The sequence below is a fragment of the Anaerocolumna chitinilytica genome (assembly GCF_014218355.1).
Classification (GTDB): domain Bacteria; phylum Bacillota; class Clostridia; order Lachnospirales; family Lachnospiraceae; genus Anaerocolumna; species Anaerocolumna chitinilytica.
This window is the reverse complement of sequence record NZ_AP023368.1, coordinates 3648333-3671198: the sequence shown is the minus strand read 5'-3', so window position 1 is coordinate 3671198 and position 22866 is coordinate 3648333. Positions and strand designations below refer to the sequence as shown.

20 protein-coding genes, 1 tRNA gene and 1 riboswitch are annotated in these 22866 nt (G+C 38.0%); of the genes, 20 read left to right on the top strand and 1 reads right to left on the bottom strand.

Annotated elements, in window-relative coordinates:
• Positions 1–7 precede the first annotated feature (7 nt).
• The 16 genes from bsdcttw_RS16030 (at position 8) to bsdcttw_RS15955 (ending at position 16266) form a co-directional block, all read left to right on the top strand.
• A complete protein-coding gene (locus bsdcttw_RS16030; protein ID WP_185255848.1) occupies positions 8–763 on the top strand; it encodes a flagellar brake protein in 756 nt (251 codons plus the stop codon).
• A 65-nt stretch (positions 764–828) separates the two neighbouring features.
• Positions 829–2064 carry a chemotaxis-specific protein-glutamate methyltransferase CheB gene (gene cheB / locus bsdcttw_RS16025; protein ID WP_185255847.1) on the top strand — a complete coding sequence of 412 codons (1236 nt, stop codon included), beginning with the start codon at positions 829–831 and terminating at the stop codon, positions 2062–2064.
• Between the two features lies 1 nt (position 2065).
• On the top strand, positions 2066–4171 hold the full coding sequence (locus tag bsdcttw_RS16020; RefSeq protein WP_185255846.1) for a chemotaxis protein CheA: 2106 nt from the start codon (positions 2066–2068) through the stop codon (positions 4169–4171).
• A 116-nt stretch (positions 4172–4287) separates the two neighbouring features.
• On the top strand, positions 4288–4740 hold the full coding sequence (locus bsdcttw_RS16015) for a chemotaxis protein CheW (protein ID WP_185255845.1): 453 nt from the start codon (positions 4288–4290) through the stop codon (positions 4738–4740).
• Positions 4741–4751: 11 nt separating this feature from the next.
• The gene (locus tag bsdcttw_RS16010; protein ID WP_225903681.1) at positions 4752–5366 is read left to right on the top strand and encodes a chemotaxis protein CheC; all 615 of its coding nucleotides are present in this window, start codon (positions 4752–4754) and stop codon (positions 5364–5366) included.
• Positions 5367–5374: 8 nt separating this feature from the next.
• Positions 5375–5860: a chemotaxis protein CheD gene (locus tag bsdcttw_RS16005; RefSeq protein ID WP_185255844.1), complete on the top strand. Its 486-nt coding sequence runs from the start codon at positions 5375–5377 to the stop codon at positions 5858–5860.
• A gap of 70 nt (positions 5861–5930) precedes the next feature.
• Positions 5931–6194, top strand: a complete 264-nt coding sequence (locus bsdcttw_RS16000) for a hypothetical protein (RefSeq protein WP_185255843.1) — start codon at positions 5931–5933, stop codon at positions 6192–6194.
• A gap of 98 nt (positions 6195–6292) precedes the next feature.
• Positions 6293–7060: a FliA/WhiG family RNA polymerase sigma factor gene (locus bsdcttw_RS15995; protein WP_185255842.1), complete on the top strand. Its 768-nt coding sequence runs from the start codon at positions 6293–6295 to the stop codon at positions 7058–7060.
• 62 nt (positions 7061–7122) lie between these two features.
• Positions 7123–8727 (top strand): DUF342 domain-containing protein, encoded by a 1605-nt coding sequence (locus tag bsdcttw_RS15990; RefSeq protein ID WP_185255841.1) that lies wholly within the window; start codon positions 7123–7125, stop codon positions 8725–8727.
• A gap of 174 nt (positions 8728–8901) precedes the next feature.
• Positions 8902–9213, top strand: a complete 312-nt coding sequence (locus bsdcttw_RS15985) for a hypothetical protein (RefSeq protein ID WP_185255840.1) — start codon at positions 8902–8904, stop codon at positions 9211–9213.
• A gap of 131 nt (positions 9214–9344) precedes the next feature.
• Positions 9345–9998, top strand: coding sequence for a DUF6115 domain-containing protein (locus bsdcttw_RS15980; protein ID WP_185255839.1), 654 nt, complete (start codon positions 9345–9347; stop codon positions 9996–9998).
• An 83-nt stretch (positions 9999–10081) separates the two neighbouring features.
• On the top strand, positions 10082–10627 hold the full coding sequence (locus bsdcttw_RS15975; protein ID WP_185255838.1) for an endolytic transglycosylase MltG: 546 nt from the start codon (positions 10082–10084) through the stop codon (positions 10625–10627).
• Positions 10628–10793: 166 nt separating this feature from the next.
• Positions 10794–10876, top strand: a riboswitch (cyclic di-GMP riboswitch).
• Positions 10877–11039: 163 nt separating this feature from the next.
• Entirely contained in the window at positions 11040–12005 is a 966-nt protein-coding gene (locus bsdcttw_RS15970; RefSeq protein ID WP_185255837.1) for a 3-oxoacyl-[acyl-carrier-protein] synthase III C-terminal domain-containing protein, read from the top strand.
• Between the two features lie 196 nt (positions 12006–12201).
• Positions 12202–13416 (top strand): [FeFe] hydrogenase H-cluster maturation GTPase HydF, encoded by a 1215-nt coding sequence (gene hydF, locus bsdcttw_RS15965; protein ID WP_185259840.1) that lies wholly within the window; start codon positions 12202–12204, stop codon positions 13414–13416.
• 56 nt (positions 13417–13472) lie between these two features.
• Entirely contained in the window at positions 13473–14783 is a 1311-nt protein-coding gene (locus bsdcttw_RS15960) for an aspartate ammonia-lyase (RefSeq protein WP_225903680.1), read from the top strand.
• 148 nt (positions 14784–14931) lie between these two features.
• Positions 14932–16266, top strand: a complete 1335-nt coding sequence (locus bsdcttw_RS15955) for an MFS transporter (RefSeq protein WP_185255835.1) — start codon at positions 14932–14934, stop codon at positions 16264–16266.
• A 43-nt stretch (positions 16267–16309) separates the two neighbouring features.
• Here bsdcttw_RS15955 and bsdcttw_RS15950 read toward each other — a convergent pair.
• Positions 16310–16393 (bottom strand) — tRNA-Leu (locus tag bsdcttw_RS15950).
• Positions 16394–16659: 266 nt separating this feature from the next.
• On the opposite strand from bsdcttw_RS15950, the gene bsdcttw_RS15945 reads away from it, so the two are divergent.
• The 4 genes from bsdcttw_RS15945 (at position 16660) to bsdcttw_RS15930 (ending at position 22770) form a co-directional block, all read left to right on the top strand.
• The gene (locus tag bsdcttw_RS15945) at positions 16660–17241 is read left to right on the top strand and encodes an anti-sigma factor family protein (RefSeq protein WP_185255834.1); all 582 of its coding nucleotides are present in this window, start codon (positions 16660–16662) and stop codon (positions 17239–17241) included.
• A 102-nt stretch (positions 17242–17343) separates the two neighbouring features.
• A complete protein-coding gene (polA, locus tag bsdcttw_RS15940; RefSeq protein WP_185255833.1) occupies positions 17344–20013 on the top strand; it encodes a DNA polymerase I in 2670 nt (889 codons plus the stop codon).
• Entirely contained in the window at positions 19982–20629 is a 648-nt protein-coding gene (gene coaE / locus bsdcttw_RS15935) for a dephospho-CoA kinase (protein WP_185255832.1), read from the top strand. Before polA ends, coaE begins: the two co-directional genes overlap by 32 nt.
• The gene (locus tag bsdcttw_RS15930; RefSeq protein WP_185255831.1) at positions 20626–22770 is read left to right on the top strand and encodes a cell division FtsA domain-containing protein; all 2145 of its coding nucleotides are present in this window, start codon (positions 20626–20628) and stop codon (positions 22768–22770) included. The genes coaE and bsdcttw_RS15930 overlap by 4 nt, the downstream gene beginning before the upstream one ends.
• The last annotated feature ends 96 nt before the right edge of the window (positions 22771–22866 follow it).

Sequence of the window (22866 nt, the reverse complement as noted above, 5' to 3'; positions counted from 1 at the left end):
GACTTTTATGTTACGGGATATGGTAGCTATTGGTGATAAAGTTGAACTTATACTAATGGACAGAAATGAAGATACAGAGAAAAAGACACTAAAAAGCAAAGTTCTTGACTTTCCTAATTATACATCAGTTATCATAGCGATGCCAATTATTAAAGGCAGAATCATACCACTATCAGTCGGTGATAAATATAGTCTGCGTTTTTTCTCACAAACCGGCTTATACGAATGTAAGGGCTTAATTACGGACAGGTCCAATGATGACAAGATATACATATTAACTGTTGAGATTACGTCAGCGCTGGAGAAATATCAGAGACGACAGTTTTTTAGATTATCCTGTGTACTGGATTTGGATTATTACATTGCTTCGGAAGCAGAACTGTCTCTTCGTTATAAACTGAAGCAAAATGCCTTTAAAACGCCAGAAGATAAGCAGGCATGTCTGGATGCTCTGGAGCAGTGCAATCGAGAATGGCTTATGGGAATCGTCGTGGATTTAAGCGGCGGAGGTATCAGACTGATGTCGGAAAGTGTTCATGAGATTGGCAATACCATTCAGATGCGCATTCAATTTACCAGTAAAGTAAACTTAAAGACAGATTATATATCAGGCGTGATTATATCAGCAGATAAAATGACAAATAGAAATGGATTTTATGAATACCGTGCTCAGTTTAAAGAAGTACTAAAAGAAGACAGAGAAGCAATCATCAAATATATATTTGAAGAAGAGATTAAGCAGCGTACGAAAGCAAAAAAATAAAAACACTACTTGCTGACCAAGAAAAATGTCCGATTTTAGAGCGATTATGCGGAAAAGAGGTAAATATGCAGAAAAAAGTTTTAATAGTTGATGACTCTGCACTCATGAGAAGGGTACTCTCTGATATAATTAATTCAGATCCTAGGTTTCAGGTTTCAAAAGTTGCTGTTAACGGACTTGAGGCATTTCTATTATTGACGCAGCAGAAAGAAACATATGATGCGATTATACTAGATATTAACATGCCTCAAATGAGCGGAATCGAGCTATTAGAACAACTGGAGCAAAAAAAGATTAAAGCCGCAATTATTATTGTCAGCACTGTGGCAAAAGAAGGTGCTAAGGAAACTATTAAAGCCCTGGAATTAGGCGCATTTGATTTTGTTACAAAGCCCGAGAGTTTTTTTGAGGTCAAAAGTGATAAGTTTAAAGATAAGATTATATCTTGTCTCGAGACTGCCACAAAGCTTTATAATCTAAATGAAAAAGAAATTCTTAAGGAAGTAGAGCCAAAGAAACCCGAAGGTATACAAAGACGAACTTTTCCAACTGATACGAATATTTTTTCACGCAGAGAGAGTACTGTAAGCAGCGGAAATAATGCAGCAGAGTTTGCTGCTGCAAAACAAGCAACTGCTGATAAACTGACATCAGCGAATGCAGCGAATAAAGTACCAACAGCAGAAAAACCAGCATCTGCAAGAACTACAATAGTTAACGGAAAGAAACTGGTAGCTATTGCTTGCTCAACCGGCGGCCCGAAAGCATTGCAGCAGGTAGTAACAAAGTTAAGTGCTTCGTTAGGATGCAGTGTATTAATTGTACAGCACATGCCGGAAGGGTTTACAGCTTCATTAGCCAATCGTCTGAATGAGATAAGTATGGTGAAGGTAAAGGAAGCGGAGCATTTGGAGACTTTAAAGGATGATACGGTTTATATTGCTAAGGGCGGATATCAGATGAGATTTGCTATTGCTGAACAAGGGAAGGCAGCACTGACAGTGACGCAAGAGCCCCCCAAAAATGGTTTAAAACCTTGTGCTGATTATATGTTTGAGTCTTTAGCAGAATCAGGTTTTTCAGAAATTATCTGCGTTGTATTAACGGGCATGGGCGGCGATGGAACCTATGGAATCAAGAAACTGAAAGAAAAAAAGAATATATATGTAATTGCACAGGATGAAGCAACCAGTACGGTTTACGGTATGCCTAAGGTCGTCAGGGATGCTGGTTTGGTGAATGAGGTTGTTCCATTAGAGCAGATAGCCAGTGCAATACAAAGAAGTCTGGGGGTACAATAAAATGGATGTTAGTCAATATCTGGAGATATTTATTGATGAGACAAAGGAACATTTACAGAGTCTAAATCAACAATTGCTGGTGTTAGAGACAGAACCTGAAAACAGTGAAACCATTAACGAAATATTCAGAGCAGCTCATTCCTTAAAAGGTATGGCTGGTACAATGGGCTTTAAGAGAATGCAAAGATTAACCCATGATATGGAAAATGTATTTTCTGAAATACGTAATGGTAAGATGGGTGTTACTGCTGAGTTAGTAGATGTTTTATTCAAAGGACTCGATGCACTGGAAGGGTACTTAAGTAACATTCAGGCCAGCGCTGACGAAGGAACGGAAGATTATGAGGATATCATAGAACAATTGAATGATATCTTAAATATTGGATTGGGAAAAGCAGTAAACAAGGAAACAAAAACAACAGCAACTACAGTGACGGCTGGAAATACAACAGCTGTAGAAACTGTGGCGGCAGCAGAGGTTACTGCAGGTGCCAATAAATACAAAGAGCTTCCCCTTGCGGATTACGAAAAGAATGCAATAATAAAAGCTTCAAAGATAGGTATCAACGCTTATGGTATTACTGTATATGTGCAGGAATATTGTATCTTAAAAGCAGCTAGAGCCTTCTTGGTATTTAAAGCATTAGAAGGAATGGGCGATGTAATAAAATCCAAACCGGAAGTACAGGATATTGAAGATGAGAAATTTGACTTGGATTTTAGCGTAGTATTACTTACCAAGGATGATTTGGAAAAAGTTAAAAAGACAATACTTAACGTATCGGAAATTAAGGATGTTTACATTGAGGCCATCAGTATAGGCGAAGATGATCTGACTGAGGTAAAAGAAGAAGCTGCAGCTCCTGCAGAAGAGGCTGGATTAAGGAATAACGTACAGAATAGAACGGCTGCACAAAATCCTGCGAAACAGCAGGCATCAAAACCGGTAGTTAACCGCTCTGTCCGTGTTGATATTGAAAAACTGGATGTATTGATGAATCTCGTTAGCGAGCTCATTATTGCTAAAAATGGTCTTGTGTCCATGAATACCAGTGAAAAAGGTGCAAAAACAGAATCCGGTTTTAATGAACAGATTGAATATCTTGAAAGGGTAACGACGAACCTTCATGAATCTGTAATGAAGGTAAGAATGGTTCCTATTGAAAGCGTCCTTAACCGTTTCCCTCGTATGATCAGGGATTTATCAAAATCCTTGAATAAAAAAATGGAACTTTATATGACCGGTGAAGAAACAGAACTAGACCGGACAGTAATTGATGAAATTGGTGACCCGCTGATGCATTTATTAAGAAATGCAGCTGACCACGGACTGGAAAGTAATGAGGAACGTGTAAGTAAGGGGAAACCAGAGGTAGGCTCTATATTCCTGGATGCATACCAGGATGGTAACAATGTAGTAATTGAAGTCAGAGATGACGGTGCTGGTATTAATGTGGAGAAAGTTAAGAAAAAGGCTGTTGAAAAAGGCACCATAACTTCTGAGCAGGCTGAAATTATGAGTGATAAAGAAATAATTGATTTATTGTTCAGACCAAGCTTTTCAACGGCAGAGGTTATCACAGATGTATCCGGCAGAGGTGTAGGACTTGATGTTGTTAAAACGAAGATTGAGGCTTTAGGCGGTGATATTGAAGCTAAAACAAAGCTTGGTTCCGGCAGCAATTTCATTATTCGTCTTCCTCTTACACTTGCAATCATACAGGCATTAATGGTAGAGCTTGGTTCAGAAAAATATGCGATACCACTTGGCAGTATACAGACCATCGAAGATGTTGCAGCATCGGATATTAAATATGTTCATTCCAAAGAAGTAATTAACTTAAGAGGAAATGTTATTCCCTTGCTTCGTTTAAATGATATTCTGGATGTTCCGGGAACGAAGACAGAACAGGAAAATCTCATAGTGGTTATTATATCAAAAGGAGACAGGCTGGCGGGATTAGTCGTGGATAATTTGATTGGACAACAGGAAATTGTAATCAAATCCATCGGTAAGTTTATAAATAATAACAAGATTATAGGTGGAGCCACAATACTTGGTGATGGTGAAGTTGCCCTTATTCTTGATGTTAATACACTGGTCTAGAAGCACAACTTTGTGCCTGCAGCCCAAAGGCTGCAGTCTGAAAGGGGCACCACATAAGGTCCGATTGAATTATTTAAAGCATAATTCACTATACTGGAAAGGGCAAGGTTATATATATGGAAAATGCAGTGAACGAAGGGAAGCAATACATAGTAGTTAAGATAGGTATTGAGCAGTATGGTATCGATATTAAATATATAGACAACATAGTTAGAATGCAGAATATTACAAGAGTGCCGAAGGCACAGCATTACTTTAAAGGAGTTATAAACTTAAGAGGTGAGATTATTCCGGTAATGAGTCTTCGGTTAAAATTTGGCCTGGAAGAAGATAAGATAACCGGCGCAACCAGAATCATTATTATTAAATTTGATTCTCAGTCTGCAGTGGGAATAATTGTAGATGAGGTAAAAGAAGTAGTAACCTTAGATGAAAGTATGATTGAAAAAGTTACTAATAGTGCCGTTGAGGATAAGAATGGATATCTGTCCGGTATTGGCAAACATAATGACAGTTTAGTATCTTTATTGAATATTAATGGGGTTATTATGGAAAAAGAAACAGTTTAAGGAGTATATCAGTGCCGAATATTAATTTAGATAATATGGACAATATGCAGTTTGATGTATTAAAAGAAATCGGAAATATAGGAGCAGGGAATGCAACGACTGCTTTATCTACGATGATTAATAGCAAAGTTGACATGAATGTTCCTAAAGTTGATTTACTTGAACTAAAAGAGCTGCCGGATATGCTTGGGGGAGCTGAAGAAATTGTCGTAGGTATATTAATAACTCTAGAAGGCGAAATAAACGGAATGATGATGTTTATGATGGATCAGATTTCAGCCTGCCGAATTGTTAATATCCTTATGGGAAAAAATTCTGTACTTGAAGAATTTACGGAAATGGAGTATTCAGCTCTAAGAGAAATCGGCAACATCATTGCAGGAGCATATCTTTCTTCCTTGTCAACGCTAACCGGTATTAAAATCAATGCAAGTATTCCTTATATGTCAATTGATATGGCAGGAGCAATCTTAAGCGTACCGGCTATTGAGTTTGGTAAGGTAGGCGATAAAGCTCTGATTATAGAAACCCAATTCACCAAAGACGACTCAGATGTAAATGGTTATTTTATTTTAATACCTACCTTGGAATCTTATGATGTTATCTTAAAGTCATTGGGATTATAGGTGGTGTTATGGGCATAATGGTTAAAGTAGGAATGGCAGACTTGAATGTATGCAGCTCACCGGATGCACTTACGACTTTGGGGCTTGGCTCTTGTGTTGGAATATCGTTGTATGATTCTGTCAGTAAAACAGCAGGCATGGTACATGTTATGTTACCGGATAGTACTAAGATAAAGAACAATGAAAATATCGCGAAGTTTGCAGATACAGGAATAGATGCACTTATTCAGAAGATGATTTATATTGGTGCTAATAAGAATCGTCTAGTTGCAAAAATTGCCGGAGGAGCCCAAATGTTTGCTTTCAGCTCGAACAACGATATGCTTCGTATCGGGGAGCGAAATGTAGAAGCTAGTAAAGCAAAATTGGCTTCTCTTGGTATAAAAATTCTGGCAGAGGACACAGGTTTGAATTATGGTAGAACCATTGAGTTCTATGCAGAAACCGGAGAACTCTATGTGAAATCAGTAGGTAAGCCATTAAAGATAATTTAAAGATGTTTTCTGATATAGAATTGTGTCAGCAGCTCAATGCGGCGGGTACTGAAAGGACATGGTTATTTATATGAATGAGAGATACATAGCACCGGCAGTAATGCTGATAGCAGGTGTGGTTATGAGTGTATTAAATATATTAAATCATGAAACACTATTAACAAGCCTTGAAAGACTTTTATTTGTGCTTATTGTCTTTTATATAATCGGTAAAATAGCCACAGCTATTATTAGAAAGTTTACCAAAACAGTGATATCAGATGAAATAATAGAAAATAATAAGTCCGAGGAAATGGATGAGATAAAGAAAGAAGCAAATTTTGAGGAAGAGTAAGGATATAATTAACTTTCTTTATCCAGTGAAGCAGCAGGCTTCTTAGTTTGCTGCAAACGCCGGGGAGGTTGAGATTTTCGACATTTGGGGGTATATTAATGAATGCAGATTATAAAACCAAACTTTGGGAGGATTACAGTAAACACAAATCTCCGGAAGGACGGGAAAAGCTGATAACAGAATATGCTGGATTGGTAAAAGTCGTTGCCGGCAGACTTAGTATGTATCTGGGCTATAATGTTGAATATGAAGATCTGGTAGGATACGGAGTCTTTGGATTAATTGATGCTGTTGAAAAGTTTGACTATACAAAAGGCGTTAAATTTGAAACCTATGCAAGCTTTCGAATAAGGGGTGCCATTCTTGATGAAATCCGAAAAATGGACTGGATACCCAGAACATTACGGCAAAAGCAGCGCAAGATGGATAATGCTTATCAAAAATTAGAAATCCAATTAGGTCGTGCAGCGACGGACGAAGAGATGGCCAAAGAACTGGAACTCTCTCAGAAGGATTATGAACTTTGGCAGAATCAAACAAATATTTCAAACTTATTCTCTCTTGATGAATATTTAGAGCAGGGCAGTGAAGGAAATGTAGAAGTAAATTTAAGTTCGCAGTATGAAACACCGGAGCAGATTACGGAAAGAAATGAATTAAAAACTATTTTGACTGAAACCTTGAATATCTTAACGGAAAAAGAGAAGAAAGTAATAGTACTATATTATTATGAGGAACTAACCTTAAAGGAAATCAGCAGTGTACTTGAGGTATCTGAATCAAGGATATCACAGCTTCATACAAAAGCATTACAAAAGATGAGGATTAAATTGGGAAGTAATTTGGAAGTATTGTTTACGATATAATAGATGAGTAGATCGGAGTCAATGCTTGTTAATGATTTCATGATATAATGAGGGAGAAGAGTATGGGTAATAGGAATGGTTATTTCCAACTTGATGTAAAAGCTGACGGAACTTATGTCAAATTAATACCTGGCAGAGCGGATGGTAAACCATTGGAATTTGATGATTTATCAAAATATCTTAGCAAGGTAAAGATTTATGATTATGACATGAATTCACTTGTACGTGCTTTGAATGCATCAAAAGAAAATGTAGTTGAATGCAAGTTGACGGTAGCACAATTACCAAAAATTGACGAATTAATGGAGGTTACATTTTCTCCGGATAAGATGTACGCTGAAGGTATTTTCTATCCAGCTTCCCAGAAGGGGAATAGGTTAAGTAAGGCAAATATTATAGAGGTATTAAAAAGTTCCGGTGTAAAATATGGTATTCTTGAAGATATCATTAATGATTATATTGCAAACCCAGTCTACAATGAAGCAATAACATTAGCCAGAGGATTAAAGCCTGTTGAAGGAAAAGATGCGGAAATCATCTATTTTTTTAATACGGATAAATCTTTAAAGCCAAAAGAAAAAGAGGATGGAACGGTAGATTTTCATCAGTTGGATATGATTAGCTCTATTAATAAAGGGGATCAGCTGGCTCAATTAATCCCTGAAGTTCTTGGTAAGCCGGGGATAGATGTTACAGGTGTTAGTATACAACCCAGAAAAGTAACGAGAAAGGTCTTAAAACATGGCAGAGATATTCATTTGTCAGAAGACGGGCTTATCATGTTCTCAGATGTCAGCGGACATGCTGATTTGATAAATGACAAAGTGTTTGTTTCCAATACCTATGAAGTTCTTGCTGATGTTGATTCCTCCACAGGAGATATCACCTACGAAGGAAATGTTACTGTTAAAGGTAATGTAACTGCCGGATACTCTGTACATGCCAAAGGAGATATTATCGTAGACGGTGTTGTAGAAGGAGCCACTCTTTATGCAGGCGGTCAGATCGTCTTAAAAAGAGGCATGCAGGGTATGAATAAAGGGATTATGGAGGCAGAAGGTAATATAATCAGCAAATTTATCGAAAATGCCGTTGTCAAGTCCGGAGGGTATATTACGACAGAAGCTATTCTGCACAGTAAGGTATCTGCTAAAGGAGATATCACAGTAGGCGGTAAAAAGGGATTTATAACCGGAGGTGAAATAATGTCCGGAACATCCATTACTGTTAAAACTGCAGGCTCCACTATGGGAACCTATACTATGCTGGAAGTTGGTATTGATCCCAGAAAAGTAGAAAATTACAGAGCATTACAAAAGAGAATAACTGCTATCGATGCAGATCTCGATAAGCTGCTGCCAATTATAGATACTTACAAACGAAAATTAAGTCAGGGAGAAGTGTTTTCACCTGAAAAATTAGAATATATCAGAATTGCTACAAATAATTGCATTTTACTTCGGAAAGAACTAAAAGAATGCCAGAGTCAATATGAGCAGTTGAGGGCTGAAATTGGTAATAGCGATGGAGGATGGATAAAAGTTGAAAACGTCGCTTATCCTGGGGTAAAAGTTATGATATCCAATGTAATCTATTACATAAAGACAGAAACCCATTATTCAAAATTTATAAGAGACAGGGCTGACATCAAAATAGTTGGTTTATAATTCAGTTAGTCGGCGACATGGTTGTTTCGAATGTTGAAAGAAATGAAGCATTTTCAGCTATATATTCAGGTATATTAATAGTAAGATTTGATATTCACAAAGGAGTAATGTGAAAATTAATACAATTCACATTTGATTTGAGGATGCGCAAAAGCGCATCACATGGAGGGTAATATGCCTATAACGCCTATTGAAATTGCATCGATGGCACCAAAGTCCCAGGAGGTTACAAGCTATAAGCATCAGGAAAGTCAGAAACCCATGAACGACCAGATTCTGATCCACGACAAGTTGAGCCATGAAGTAAAACATAACAGTCAGCAAACAGTCAAAATGACAAAGGGTGATAACAAGGAATATCGTTATGATGCAAAAGAAAAAGGGAATAACAGTTATTCCGGTTCAAATTCAAAGAAAAAGCAAAAAGAAGAGTCCAAGGATGAAAAAGGGACGATGAAGCCAGGTTCTATTGATATCAGGATATAATTCTATAAGAGAGAACTTAACTTAATCCGAAGGATTGTATAGGAACTCGGCATTAATTAATTGCCGATTTAAGAATATTGAATCAATAATTAATATTCAGGTATGATTAATATTCAGAAACGAGGTTATGTATGGAAGCGATAGCAATTATCCTTGTTATAGCAGGACTTGCAGCGATAATAATCAGTTGTTTTATGGTGGATAAAACCGATAAGAACAATGGATTTATTCCTTCAACTGTCCTGAATCAAACAGTGGGCGAAGTCAGTAATGAACTTCTTACGAAGGAGTTGAGACAGAAATTTGACGAGGCTTGTCAGGAGACTTCAGAGGGATATTTATTTAAACTGGAGAATCAATTAAGTCAGCTTTCCAATGAGAAAATCATAGCAGTTCATGACTTTTCAGAACAAATATTAGAGAAGATTAAGCACAATCATGAAGAAGTGATATTTCTTTATAATATGCTTGGTGAAAAGGAAGAAGAGCTCAAAACATTCCTAAAAAATGCAGACAGGCAGAAAAAAGTATTGGAAGAAAATATTCACCAGCCTGCCAGGACGGAAAAGAAGGAAGAGAAGACAGAGAAGACTGTTGGGGCAAGAGATTTACCGGCGAGGGAATTACAAGCCCCAGATAATCCTGAAGCAGGAAATAATTCCAATCAAAAAATATTGGAACTGTACTCCAATGGATTTTCTATTGTAGATATCTCACGAACTTTAGAAATCGGACAGGGTGAAGTAAAGCTTGTAGTCGACCTGTACAGACAAAAACAACAGTAAGAAATCCAATTAAAAGGTTTCGTTTTTTTAACAATATTTTTAAGGAATATCAAATAAGAATCTGATATTAGCGAAAGGATTATATGAACTTAAAATATTATATAAGAGGGATAGGTGTTGGAATACTTTTTACTGCTGTTGTTATGTCTGTTGCATTTCATATATTTCCAAATAAAAAACTAACCGATGCACAAATCAAAGAGCGGGCTACAGAACTCGGAATGGTAGAAAAGACAGCAGACGGGTCACTAAATGATTTACTTACGACTCCTACAGAGGCCCCTACAACTACCCCTGCACCAACAGATACTCCTGCACCAACGGACACCCCAACACCAACAGATACTCCTGCTTCTACAAAGACCCCGGCTTCTGAAGATACCTCAAAGGAAGGGAATTCCAAGGATACCAGTAATGCCTCAGGTGCCATCGAAATAAATATTACCCAAGGTATGACTTCAGAACAGGTATCAAAGCTTTTAAAGGAAAAAGGAATTATTGAAGACTCAGCTGCTTTCAGTCAATACTTGGTGATTAACAATTATACAAAAAGTATAAAAATAGGGAAGTTTCAGTTGAAGGCATTTACGACATACAAAGATATTGTGAATTTAATTATCGACAAATAAAATGTATATATCAGATGAAAGAAATTTGGATTTCATGAAATCAAAACAACAAAAAATGACTAAGAATGACAAATTATATAAATAATACTTGCTAAAAAGTGAAATATGTATATAATATAATATGTAATAGGTATTTATTACTATAGTACGGAAACAAAAAAATAATGCAAGATAAAGGCAAACCTGTCGAAAGGCAGGGACGCAAAGCCACGGGCCTAAAGCAGATGCAAAGGTAGCCGGGTTACCAGGTTTATTGACTAGCCATGGCTTTCTTGGCTAGCTTTTTCTTTTTATAGAAAAATTTGTAAATGATATAACGATAACAGTGCAATTGTAATTTTCACTATTGTTAGCAATATCTTGTAGACAATAAACAATCAACAGGCAGATTGCCATATGCATGGGAGATTATATGATACATATTAAGATCAGAGATATCGCAGTAAGTCAGGGATACTATATTTCCGACCATATCAAAAATAAAAAGATTATTTCTGAAAAGGCACAAGGAAATGTGGTGGTTGAAGAAATAGTGGATAAAAGTGAAAAATACAGCAGTATCAGGTATAATTGGCAGAATACAATTATGCTTTCTTTAGATGCAATACAGGAACTGTTCTTTAAAACCGATTTGTCCGGTGCTGACATGGATATGATTGTATTGTCCAGTCAATTGCCGGAATATGTGACACCTGCAACATCTGTGAAAATCCATAATGCTATCGGCGGTAAAAAAGAATGCATCTGTTACGATGTTAATTCCAATGGCTGTGGTATGACTCTTGCCTTTGATCAAATATCAAAATATATGTCGGTAAGCTCAAACATAAAGAGGGCACTCTTAATTGGATGTGATTATATAGATATGAATAAAAATAACTTAGGAGATGCAGCCTGTGCTGTAATCCTTGAAAGAACAGAAGATGAATGCGGAGTATATGATTCTTTGAGTCTTGTAAGAACAGAAGATAATGATGGATATCATTTCCCTTACGGCGGTTTTTCTAATCTGCTTATGATTAAAGAAGGAGCAGACTTCAAGTTCTCTTTTGTAGGAAAGAAAGCACATATCATGGATGTTGCAGAGGAATCAATTTATGAGATACTAAGTCGCAACAACCTTGGAATAAATGATATTAATATGTTCTGCTTTTCTCAGAATAACCGAGAGGGTCTTGAGCGTATTCGGGAGAGACTATATATAGATGCGGTGAATAGCCCATATATTGGAGATATATATGGTGATACAGGAACCAGCAGCCCCTTTATTGCTCTTTACGAGATGTGGGAGAACCAGCAGATCAAGCGTGGTGATTATTTTATCCTATGTGCATTCGGGAGCGGTACCCAGACCATAACATTACTTTGTAAATTTTAATTGAGAACCGGTTATAGAAGATTTGAATATTTCCTCTATAGCCGGTTCTTCTTCTTCTTATTATTATTATTATTATTTGTAAACTCTACTCCTGCTTGATTTGATAAGGTTTTTGTGATACCATAAGGTTCGCATGGAGATATATGAAAAGGCAGGAAAAATGTCTTTTCATGAAAATCACAAAGGAGATGGCAGTATGGGATTAAATGAAACACCCTCCTCTGACAGGGTGCATATTGGGTTTTTCGGTAAGAGGAATGCAGGCAAATCAAGCCTTGTAAATAAAATCACCGGGCAGGAACTATCAGTGGTGTCTGAATTCAAAGGTACTACTACAGATCCTGTATATAAAGCAATGGAGTTGCTACCAATGGGTCCTGTGATGATAATCGACACTCCAGGAATTGATGACGAAGGTTCCTTAGGAGAACTTAGAGTCAGAAAGACCAGGCAGGTATTAAATAAAACGGATGTTGCAATTCTTATAGTAGATGCAACTACCGGAATTAGCAATTCGGATGAAGAATTAATTACACTTTTCGGAGAAAAAAATATTCCATATCTTATTGTGTATAATAAAGTGGATTTATTAACAGAGGAAGCGTCTCCCGATAAGTCAAATGAAATTTATGTTAGCGCTATTACAGGAAAAAATATAGAAGCATTGAAAGAAAAAATTGCAATTTTAGCTCCCGTAGAAGATAATAAACTTCGAATTGTTGGAGATATTATACATCCTTCTGACTTCATAGTTTTGGTTGTACCTATTGATAAAGCAGCACCAAAAGGCAGATTGATTTTACCTCAACAGCAGACAATAAGAGATATTTTAGAGTCCGATGCCACCGCTATTGTGGTAAAGGAATATGAGTTGAAGGAAACCTTAGAGAATTTGGGAAAGAAGCCAAGTTTGGTTATAACAGACAGTCAGGTCTTCGCTAAAGTATCAGCAGACACACCAAGAGATATTCCCTTAACGTCCTTCTCCATCCTTTTTGCAAGGTATAAAGGGCTTCTTCAGGAAGCAGTAAAGGGAGTGGCAGCCCTGGAACAACTTACAGATGGTGACACCATATTAATATGTGAAGGCTGTACCCATCACAGACAATGTGATGATATCGGAACGGTAAAGCTGCCAAGATGGATTAAGAATTATACGGGCAAAGAATTTCAGTTCGCTTTTACTTCCGGAGGACAATTCCCGGAGGACTTAAGCCCATATAAACTTATCGTTCACTGCGGAGGCTGTATGATTACAGAACGAGAAGTAAAATACCGTCAAAAATGCAGTATAGATCAACAGGTTCCAATAACGAATTATGGTATTCTCATAGCTTATATGCAAGGAATATTAAAACGCAGTTTGGAAGTCTTCCCGGCTATACTAGAAGAACTAAATCAGGAATATTAATCCTTTACTAGAGGCACATTGGATAAGGTATGAGGGTTTGTAGGGAGGAGATACAGATGGAAGATTTATATAATACCCCCCAGCAGGAAATGTTTATTGGAGTAGAAAGTAAAAAAGCAGTCTCTAACTTTGCCTTGAACTACAAGAAAACAAATATTCGGCTTATATATGCTGTTGTAAATATTAAAAAGGCAGCAGCTAAGACTTATCTAAAGCTAAAGGTTGGAAATGATGGGGTATACGAAGCTGTCATAAAGGCTTGTGACAGTATTCTTGCCGGTAGATATCAGGAGCAGTTTGTAGTTGATGCACTTTCCGGAGGAGCAGGTACTTCAGTTAATATGAATGTCAATGAAGTGCTAGCACACCTGGCAGAAACCATATGGCAGGAAGAGAAGAACAAGAAAATAACTATTCATCCCTTGGATGATGTAAATAGAGGGCAGTCGACGAATGATGTTTATCCCACAGCTCTGCGTATTGCCTCCATTGAATTGCTTCGGGAATTAAGCCAGTCTTGTGCAAGGCTACAGCAGGCTCTTCAATTAAAGGAAAGAGAGTACGAAGGTATAAGGAAGCTTGGCAGGACAGAATTAATGGATGCAATTCCTATTACCTTGGGAGAAGAGTTCGGAGCCTATGCCCAGGCCATTGCAAGGGACCGCTGGAGGCTGTATAAGGTGGAAGAGAGACTGCGCCAGGTTAACCTGGGAGGAACTGCAGTGGGAAACTCCAGCAATGCAGAAAGAAAGTACCGCTTCATGGTCATAGAAGAACTCAGAGATATTACTGGGATGGGACTTGCGGCAGCTGAATATCCTATGGATATTACTCAAAATAATGATGTATTCGTAGAAGTGTCCGGATTGTTAAAAGCCTTGGCAGTAAATCTTATGAAGATATCCGGTGATTTAAGACTTATGAATTCCGGTCCCTTCGGAGGGATTGGAGAGATACGTTTAAAAGCACTTCAGGCAGGCAGTACTATCATGCCGGGGAAAGTAAATCCTGTTATTCCGGAAATGGTAACACAGGTTGCGATGAAAGTAATAGCAAATGATTCTGCCATTACGATGGCAGCTTCCAGAGGGGAATTTGAGTTGAATGCATTTCTACCCTTAATTGCGGATTGTTTGTTAGAAAGTCTGTCCTTACTTGAGAGGGCCGTCAGTCTCTTTCAGGAGAAATGTATAGAACTGCTGGAACCGGACAAAGACAGGTGCGAGGCACTGCTGGAAGGTTCCTATGCATTTGCTACTGCTTATACCAGAATCCTGGGATATGATAGGGTAAGTGAAATAATAGAGCAGTATAAAGGTGATCCCGCTGCCATTAAAAACATCTTAGAGGCGGAAGCAGGCAGTTAAATTGATTACGAAAGGAGAACAATATGAAGCTCTGTATTGGTGGCGCTCCATGCAAGGTCTGTTAGGACGATAATGCATGGAGGATAGATAATTCGTCCTTAGGACTTTGCACTTAATTTCTCATTATAAAAATTAAAGGAGCAAAGTCATGAAAGAAAACTTAAGAAGTATAATAAAGGAATTAAAGACATTTTTCATATTATGGATTACCCAGGCTTTATCAGGATTGGGCAGTTCGATGACAAGTTTTTCATTAGTTATATGGTCCTACCAACAGAAGGGGTCAGCACTATCTACTTCCTTACTTTCGGTGTGTTCCTATTTGCCCTATGTACTGTTTAGTATTTTTGCAGGTGCAATCAGTGATAAATGGGATAAAAAGAAGATATTAATACTTAGTGACAGCTTTGCTGCATTGAGTACGGTCATAGTGCTGATTTTATTAAAGACAGGACACCTTGAAATCTGGCACTTATATCTGCTGAATGCATTCAATGGTTTGATGAATACCGTTCAGCGGCCGGCAGCTGATGTAACCATGAGCCTTCTGATACCCAAAAAACATTATCAGAAGACCAGCGGTATGCGTTCTTTATCAAACTCGCTGGTTACTTTATTAGCCCCGGTATTGGCTACTGCCATACTGACCTTAAGCAGTATGGATGTTATTATCATTATTGATTTATTAACATTCATTATCGCTTTTATTTCCTTGCTTATGTTTGTTAAAATCCCAAAGCTTCCTTCCAGCCTTTCGGATACAGCGGAAAGCTTTGGCCGGGAGATAAAGTACGGATTAAGGTATTTGAAAGACAATCGTGGTATTTTTGATTTGATACTGTTTCTCGCAGTTATTAATTTTATTGCATCTATTTACAATGCGGCACTTCCGGCTATGCTGCTCTCACGAAAAGGGGGAGGAGAAAATGTCCTTGGATTTGTCAATACCTGTACAGGAATTGCTACTTTAGCGGGCAGTATACTGATGACATTTATGCCTGCACCAAAGAGCCGTGTAAAAATTATATATTATTCATTGCTTTTTTCGATGAGTACCGAAAACTTCATTTTAGCTTTTGGCAGGAATGGGATTGTCTGGTGTCTGGGAGCAATCGCCGGATGGATCTTTATTCCGGTAATGGGAGCTAATATGGATGTGATTATTAGAATGAAAATTCCGGTAGAAATTCAGGGAAGAGTATATGCAACCAGAAATACACTGCAGTTTTTTACGATTCCTATCGGCTATTTGTTTGGCGGATTATTAGTAGACCGTTTATTTGAACCATTTATGAAACTGCAGCCGGCTGACAGTCTTTGGATTAAGCTGTTCGGCAGTGGCAAGGGTTCAGGTGCGGCAGTATTATTTCTGATTATTGGAATAGCAGGAACAGTGGTGTGTCTGATTTTTCGAAAGAATAGACATATATGGCAGTTAGAAAAAGAAGATACAGAAGATAGCAGCAACTCTATTGCTGTATAACACAAAAAGACCGATTCATGAATGAATCGGTCTTATTAATAAGTGCCGGTGGTGGGACTCGAACCCACACGCCCTCGCGGACAACGGATTTTGAGTCCGTCTCGTCTGCCAATTCCAACACACCGGCTTATCTTAATATTACTGGTATAGTTGACTCAAATAGGTTTCCTTAACCAGCGAAATCCATTTTAACATAAAGTGAATCAGAAAGCAAGAAAAAAATGCATAAATTAAACTAATAACAGAAATTGAAAGTTTAGTTGAAACATTATCGAAAAAAGGGTAAAATAAATAATTAAACATATATAACACGTTCCCAATAGGTACGCTTTTTAGCAGGTAGCCTTCTTATTTTATAAGATCAGGTTCTGCAGGTGAAAGGTATGGAAGAATATGAACTGCATTGAAGTTCAAAGGCTTATGATGCCTTTTATAGACAACAAATTAAGCATAGAGCAGCTGGAAGAATTTATGGAACATATCAAGTCCTGTCCTGATTGTATGGAGGAGCTTGAAGTGCATTATATTCTGCTGACCGGTATGAGACGTTTGGATGCGGACAAGGAACTCTCAGATAACTTCCACGAGGATTTCGTTGAAATACTTCATGAGAATGAAGAAAAACTCATTCATAATAAGTTTTCTCATATCAGGAAGCGGATTATTTTAATACTTATCATATCGATAGCTGCAATCGCCTCCAGTTTTCATATAGGTGAATATGTGGTACAGGATGTGCTAAAGGAAGAACCCAAGAACAGTAATTATCTTGCACAAGATTTGTTTTTTGCGGACTTTTATGGTTACAGACAGCAAGATATAAGCAATATACCCGGAGGATTGTTTACCGGACAGATAATGTCTCAGTTAGATAGTATCTATGATTATCTTATTGTAAAAGATGAAGATGGGGCAAAAAGATTAAAAGAAAAATTTCCGGAGCATTTTGACAGCACCGGCCCCTATTTGAGATAATTACATGATAAAAACGAATAAATTATCTTATGTTGGAAATGGTATGCCTGATAATATGAAATAATAAATACTTATAAAAATAAAGTTTAGAAACGAGGTCCCATGAGTAAAAAGATTGTATTAATTGATGGACATAGTATATTAAACAGAGCATTTTATGCTCTCCCGGCACTGACGAATTCCGAAGGTTTATATACAAACGGGGTATTAGGATTTCTTAATATCTTATTTAAGATATTGGATGAAGAAAAGCCGGAGTACTTAACCATTGCCTTTGATGTACATCAGCCGACCTTTCGTCATGAGATGTTTGCAGAGTATAAAGGTACAAGAAAAGGTATGCCGGAAGAATTAAGAGGACAAGTTCCTTTATTGAAAGAAGTTCTAAAAGCAATGAAGATAACCATATTGGAAAAAGGCGGCTATGAGGCGGATGATATTCTCGGAACTCTTGCTGTAAAAGCAGAGAAAGAAGGTTATCAGGTATCATTGGTATCCGGAGACAGGGATTTGCTCCAATTGGCAACCGATAAGATTAAAATACGTATTCCCAAGACCAAAAAGGGAGGTACGGAAATTGAAAATTACAATACCCAAGATGTACTGGAAGCTTATGGCGTAACACCAAAGGAATTCATAGACCTGAAAGCCCTTATGGGGGACACCTCCGATAATATACCGGGAGTTCCTGGTATTGGAGAAAAAACAGCAGCCAAAATAATAATGGCTTTTGGCTCAATAGAGAATGCCTATGAGCATATAGATGAGGTGACTCCCAATAAAGCCAGAGAGTCCATGATAAACAACAAGGAGCAGGCATATCTAAGTAAGATTCTTGCTACCATAAAAACGGACTGTGAATTGGACTATAAGCTGGAAGATTGTACTTATCAGGATGTATTTAATGAGGATGCCTACAATTATTTTAAGAGACTAGAGCTTAAAAGCCTCTTAAATCGATTTTCACGTGCCAATGTATCTGTTACGAAGGAAAAGGAAAAAGAGGGAACAAAGTTCGAAGTAATAGAAGAAAAAGCAAAGGCACAGGATATCCTGGATGCGGCAATAAAAGCATCAAATGGCACCACAATAGGCTTTTATCTGGCGTGTGAGGAAGAGACTGCAGTATTGGCACTTTCTTTTGAGGAGAAAGCCTGGCTCATACTTGCACAGGAACAGGCGAGTGAGGAAAATTTGTCTCTGCAGGATATAAAAGCTGGCCTTGCCGCACTTATTTCCAATAAGAAATCCTTTGCTACCCTGCACTTAAAGGAACAGCTTCCCTTTTTGCCGGAAGGGTTAAGCGAAGGAATTGATGATATTGTTATTGGTGCTTATTTGTTAAATCCCTTGCAATCAACCTATGAATATGACGATATTGCCAGAGATTTTTTAAAGATTACACTGCCTTCACAGAATGAAATACTTGGGAAGGGGTCTCTGAAAGAATTCTTAAAGAACAAGAAAGAAGAAAGTGTTGCTTATTACTGTAATCATGCATTGATAGCAGGTAAAGCGATGCCGCTTATCAGAGAAGAACTAAAGCAAAAAGATATGGAAGAGCTTTATGATACCATAGAAATGCCTTTGGTTTACACGTTGTTCGATATGGAGCAAAGAGGAATAAGAGTTAATAAAGAGGGATTAAAAGAGTACGGAGACAAATTAACAGTTGGAATCGACCGCTTGGAAAAAGAGATCTATGAGAAAGCCGGAGAAGTATTTAATATCAACTCTCCGAAACAGTTAGGGGTCATCCTGTTTGAGAAGCTTCATTTACCGAATGGCAAGAAAACGAAGACTGGATACTCTACCTCTGCGGAAGTATTGGAGAAACTGCAGCATGATGCTCCTATCGTAGGAAAAATATTGGAATATCGGCAGCTGACTAAGCTAAAATCAACTTATGCAGATGGTTTAGCTGCCTATATCGGTGAAGATGGAAGGATACATGGAAAGTTCCATCAGACTATAGCTGCTACCGGACGTATCAGCAGTACAGAGCCGAATCTTCAGAATATCCCTATACGTATGGAGCTAGGCAGGGAAATCAGGAAGGTATTTATACCGGAAGAGGGTTATTTGTTCCTGGATGCGGATTATTCCCAAATTGAGCTGAGAGTCCTGGCTCACATGTCAGGAGATGAAAGACTGATAGAAGCCTATAAGCAGAATGAGGATATACATCGGATTACAGCTTCTCTGGTATTCCATACACCTTTTGAAGAAGTTACTTCCGAACAAAGGCGCAGTGCGAAGGCTGTTAATTTTGGGATAGTTTATGGAATCAGCTCTTTCGGGCTGGGACAAGACCTGAATATATCCAGAAAAGAAGCGGAAGATTATATTAACAGATATTTTGATACCTATCCCGGTGTAAAGACCTTCCTGGATGGCCTGGTAAGTGAAGGTAAAACCCAGGGGTATGTCACAACCTTATTCGGCAGAAAGAGACCGATACCAGAACTTGCCTCTTCGAATTTTATGACCCGCTCTTTTGGTGAGAGAGTGGCTATGAATTCACCGATTCAAGGAACGGCAGCAGATATTATTAAAATTGCAATGATACGAGTAAATGATAAGTTAAAGGCATTGAAGCTTCGTTCAAGGCTCATATTACAGATCCATGATGAACTTTTAATTGAAACTGCCACAGACGAAATAGAAACCGTAAGGAAACTATTGCAGGAGGAAATGCAGCATGCGGCTGAATTGCTCGTATCCTTAGAGGTGGACGTAAATGAAGGACCTAACTGGTATGAAGCAAAATAATGAGGTAATGGTAATCGGGTTAACCGGCGGCATCGGAAGCGGTAAATCAGAGGCCGCCAGAATACTGGTAGAGGATTATAATGCTCTTTTATTGAATACAGATCGTATTGCCCATGACTTTATGGAGATAGGCGGTATATCCTATAAATTGATTGTGGAATATTTTGGAGAGGGCATTTTGGATGAAGATAGAAAGATTGACAGGAGCAGGCTTGGAAGAGAAGTATATCAGAATTCGGAGAAGCTAAGAATTCTTAATTCCTTCACACATCCCTATGTTATGAAATATGTTCGGGACAGGATTGAAGAAACAAAAGCGAATGCCTCTCATTCTTTTGTCTGTGTGGAAACAGCTCTTCCAAAAGAAGCCGCCCTTCAGGAGTTTTGTGATGAGATCTGGTATGTCACTGCTGATAGGGAAGTAAGGGAAGAACGGCTTAAAAATTTCAGGAATTTTAACAAAGAAAAATTTGATCAGGTGTTATTGAATCAGCTTACAGAAGAAGAATATAGACAGTTGAGTACACATGTTTTACAAAACAATGATTCTCTGGAGAATTTAAAGGATCAGATAGAAGAATTAGTGCAGTTACTTTACGGAGGATACAAAGGATGATAAATAAAAAGTACCCGGAACATCTGGTTTTTGGCTTGGATATTGGTACCAGGAGCATAGTGGGCACAGTGGGTTATAAAGAAGGAAAACAGTTTATCGTGGTAGCCCAATGTGTGAGGGAACATGAAACCCGCGCTATGTTAGACGGACAGATTCATGATATATCCAAAGTATCCGAAACCATAGAAGATGTGAAGAAAGAACTGGAAGATCAGGTTGGCAGGCGTCTTACCGATGTCTGTATTGCTGCTGCGGGACGTGTTCTTAAGACAGTGACAGTTGAAGCAGAATATGAATTCTCAGGAGAAACGGTTGTAGGAGAAGAACATGTACATTCCCTGGATTTGATTGGTGTGGAGAAGGCTTATGATACTCTGCGCAAGGAGATGAAAGAAGAAAATATTCACTTTTATTGTGTCGGGTATTCGGTAATTCAGTACTATTTAAATGGCTACACGATTGGTAAATTGGATGGTCATAAAGCCAACCGTATCGGAACCAATCTCATAACAACTTTTCTTCCGGATGAGGTTATTGACAGTCTCTATGCAGCAGTTGAAAAGGCAGGTCTTTATGTTGCCAATCTGACCCTGGAACCAATCGCTGCCATCAACGTTGCCATACCGGAGAAGTTTCGTCTGTTAAATATTGCCATGATTGATGTAGGCGCAGGAACCTCCGATATTTCTATAACGAAGGATGGAAGCATCATAGCTTATGGTATGATACCTAGGGCCGGAGATGAGATAACAGAAGCTGTAGCAAGAAGATATCTGGTGGATTTTAAAACCGCTGAAAACATTAAGCAATCCTGCCTTAAGAAGAAAAAGGTTACATACAAGGATATTATGGGCATCAGTCAGAAAGTTACTACAGAAGAGGTAATTGAAGGATTAAAGCCAACCATAGAGAACATGACAAAATGTGTTGCGGATAAAATCATTGAATTAAACGGCGGGAAAGCTGTCAGTGCGGTATTTGTTGTAGGCGGCGGTGGTAAAATTCCCGGTTTTACAGAAGGACTGGCAAGATTCTTAGGTCTGGAGAAAGAAAGAGTAGCCTTAAGGGGAGAAGAAGTTCTGGGCGATGTTACCTTCCTTCAGGAAAATATCAAAAAAGACCCTCTTCTTGTTACTCCCATTGGTATCTGTCTGAATTTTTACGAACAGAAAAATAATTTTATCCTGGTCCAGGTTAACGGTGAAAGAGTAAAACTTTATGATAACAGTAAGCTTACCATTGCCGATGCTGCTATTCAGGTGGGGCTTCCCAATGAGTATCTTTTTCCTAAAAGGGGACAGGCCATCAATTATACGGTAAATGGTATAAAGCGCTTGGTAAGAGGTGAGCTTGGAGAAGCTGCCCTGGTAAAATTAAACGGTGAAATCGTTGGTATAACCCAGCGTATTGAACAGAATGATATCATTGAAATCAAAGAATCCAGTGTAGGTGCAGATGCTAAAATTACAATTGGGGAACTCTCTGAATATAAGAGCAATATTACTTTTATCTTTAATGATACCAGAATACTTTGCCCAAAATATGCAGAGGTGAATAAGAAGCTGGTAACTGAATATTACGAAATAAACAATGGTGATAATATTGAAATCTTAAATTACTATACATTAAAGCAGGTGCTGGAATTTATGGATATCGCCTATACCGGAACCATTTATGTAAACAATGTCCCTGCTTCAGAAGATGAAAAAATATATGAAAATTTCTCTATTAAATGCGAAATTTATGACTCCTTGGAAGCAATGCGGGCGGCACAAAGGCTGAGAGAAGATTATACCTTTGAAGCAGCGGAGGATGATTACAGTACTCTGGAAGGTGATGAGGGATTAACTTCAAAGGATGCCACAGAAACTCCGGAATCCTTAAAAACTATCTCTGTGAATAGTCAGGAAGATGAAAAAAGAGAAAATAACAATAAAGAAATCTTTATTATTGTAAATAAACAACCCGTAAAACTATCAGGTAAAAAAGACTATATATTTGTGGATGTTTTTGATTTCTATCCCTTTGACCTGACAAAGGTATTAGGCTCAGAGCTTGTTATAACGCTGAATGGAGAAAAGAGCGATTTTACAGCACCGCTTAAGGATAGTGATATTGTGGAACTTTACTGGGTGCAATAAACTTATTGACAAACAGGGAAGAATAAGGGATACTTTTCTTGAGTTATGTGAACTTAACAAACTTCGAAAGACTAGTAAGCTCGAGCAGGAATGGAG

Excerpts from the sequence above, each read along its gene's own strand:
- bsdcttw_RS16030 (WP_185255848.1), top strand. The coding sequence starts at position 8 with ATGTTACGGGATATGGTAGCTATTGGTGATAAAGTTGAACTTATACTA.
- cheB (WP_185255847.1), top strand. The coding sequence starts at position 829 with ATGCAGAAAAAAGTTTTAATAGTTGATGACTCTGCACTCATGAGAAGG.
- bsdcttw_RS16020 (WP_185255846.1), top strand. The coding sequence starts at position 2,066 with ATGGATGTTAGTCAATATCTGGAGATATTTATTGATGAGACAAAGGAA.
- bsdcttw_RS16015 (WP_185255845.1), top strand. The coding sequence starts at position 4,288 with ATGGAAAATGCAGTGAACGAAGGGAAGCAATACATAGTAGTTAAGATA.
- bsdcttw_RS16005 (WP_185255844.1), top strand. The coding sequence starts at position 5,375 with ATGGGCATAATGGTTAAAGTAGGAATGGCAGACTTGAATGTATGCAGC.
- bsdcttw_RS16000 (WP_185255843.1), top strand. The coding sequence starts at position 5,931 with ATGAATGAGAGATACATAGCACCGGCAGTAATGCTGATAGCAGGTGTG.
- bsdcttw_RS15995 (WP_185255842.1), top strand. The coding sequence starts at position 6,293 with ATGAATGCAGATTATAAAACCAAACTTTGGGAGGATTACAGTAAACAC.
- bsdcttw_RS15990 (WP_185255841.1), top strand. The coding sequence starts at position 7,123 with ATGGGTAATAGGAATGGTTATTTCCAACTTGATGTAAAAGCTGACGGA.
- bsdcttw_RS15985 (WP_185255840.1), top strand. The coding sequence starts at position 8,902 with ATGCCTATAACGCCTATTGAAATTGCATCGATGGCACCAAAGTCCCAG.
- bsdcttw_RS15980 (WP_185255839.1), top strand. The coding sequence starts at position 9,345 with ATGGAAGCGATAGCAATTATCCTTGTTATAGCAGGACTTGCAGCGATA.
- bsdcttw_RS15975 (WP_185255838.1), top strand. The coding sequence starts at position 10,082 with ATGAACTTAAAATATTATATAAGAGGGATAGGTGTTGGAATACTTTTT.
- bsdcttw_RS15970 (WP_185255837.1), top strand. The coding sequence starts at position 11,040 with ATGATACATATTAAGATCAGAGATATCGCAGTAAGTCAGGGATACTAT.
- hydF (WP_185259840.1), top strand. The coding sequence starts at position 12,202 with ATGGGATTAAATGAAACACCCTCCTCTGACAGGGTGCATATTGGGTTT.
- bsdcttw_RS15960 (WP_225903680.1), top strand. The coding sequence starts at position 13,473 with ATGGAAGATTTATATAATACCCCCCAGCAGGAAATGTTTATTGGAGTA.
- bsdcttw_RS15955 (WP_185255835.1), top strand. The coding sequence starts at position 14,932 with ATGAAAGAAAACTTAAGAAGTATAATAAAGGAATTAAAGACATTTTTC.
- bsdcttw_RS15945 (WP_185255834.1), top strand. The coding sequence starts at position 16,660 with ATGAACTGCATTGAAGTTCAAAGGCTTATGATGCCTTTTATAGACAAC.
- polA (WP_185255833.1), top strand. The coding sequence starts at position 17,344 with ATGAGTAAAAAGATTGTATTAATTGATGGACATAGTATATTAAACAGA.
- coaE (WP_185255832.1), top strand. The coding sequence starts at position 19,982 with ATGAAGGACCTAACTGGTATGAAGCAAAATAATGAGGTAATGGTAATC.
- bsdcttw_RS15930 (WP_185255831.1), top strand. The coding sequence starts at position 20,626 with ATGATAAATAAAAAGTACCCGGAACATCTGGTTTTTGGCTTGGATATT.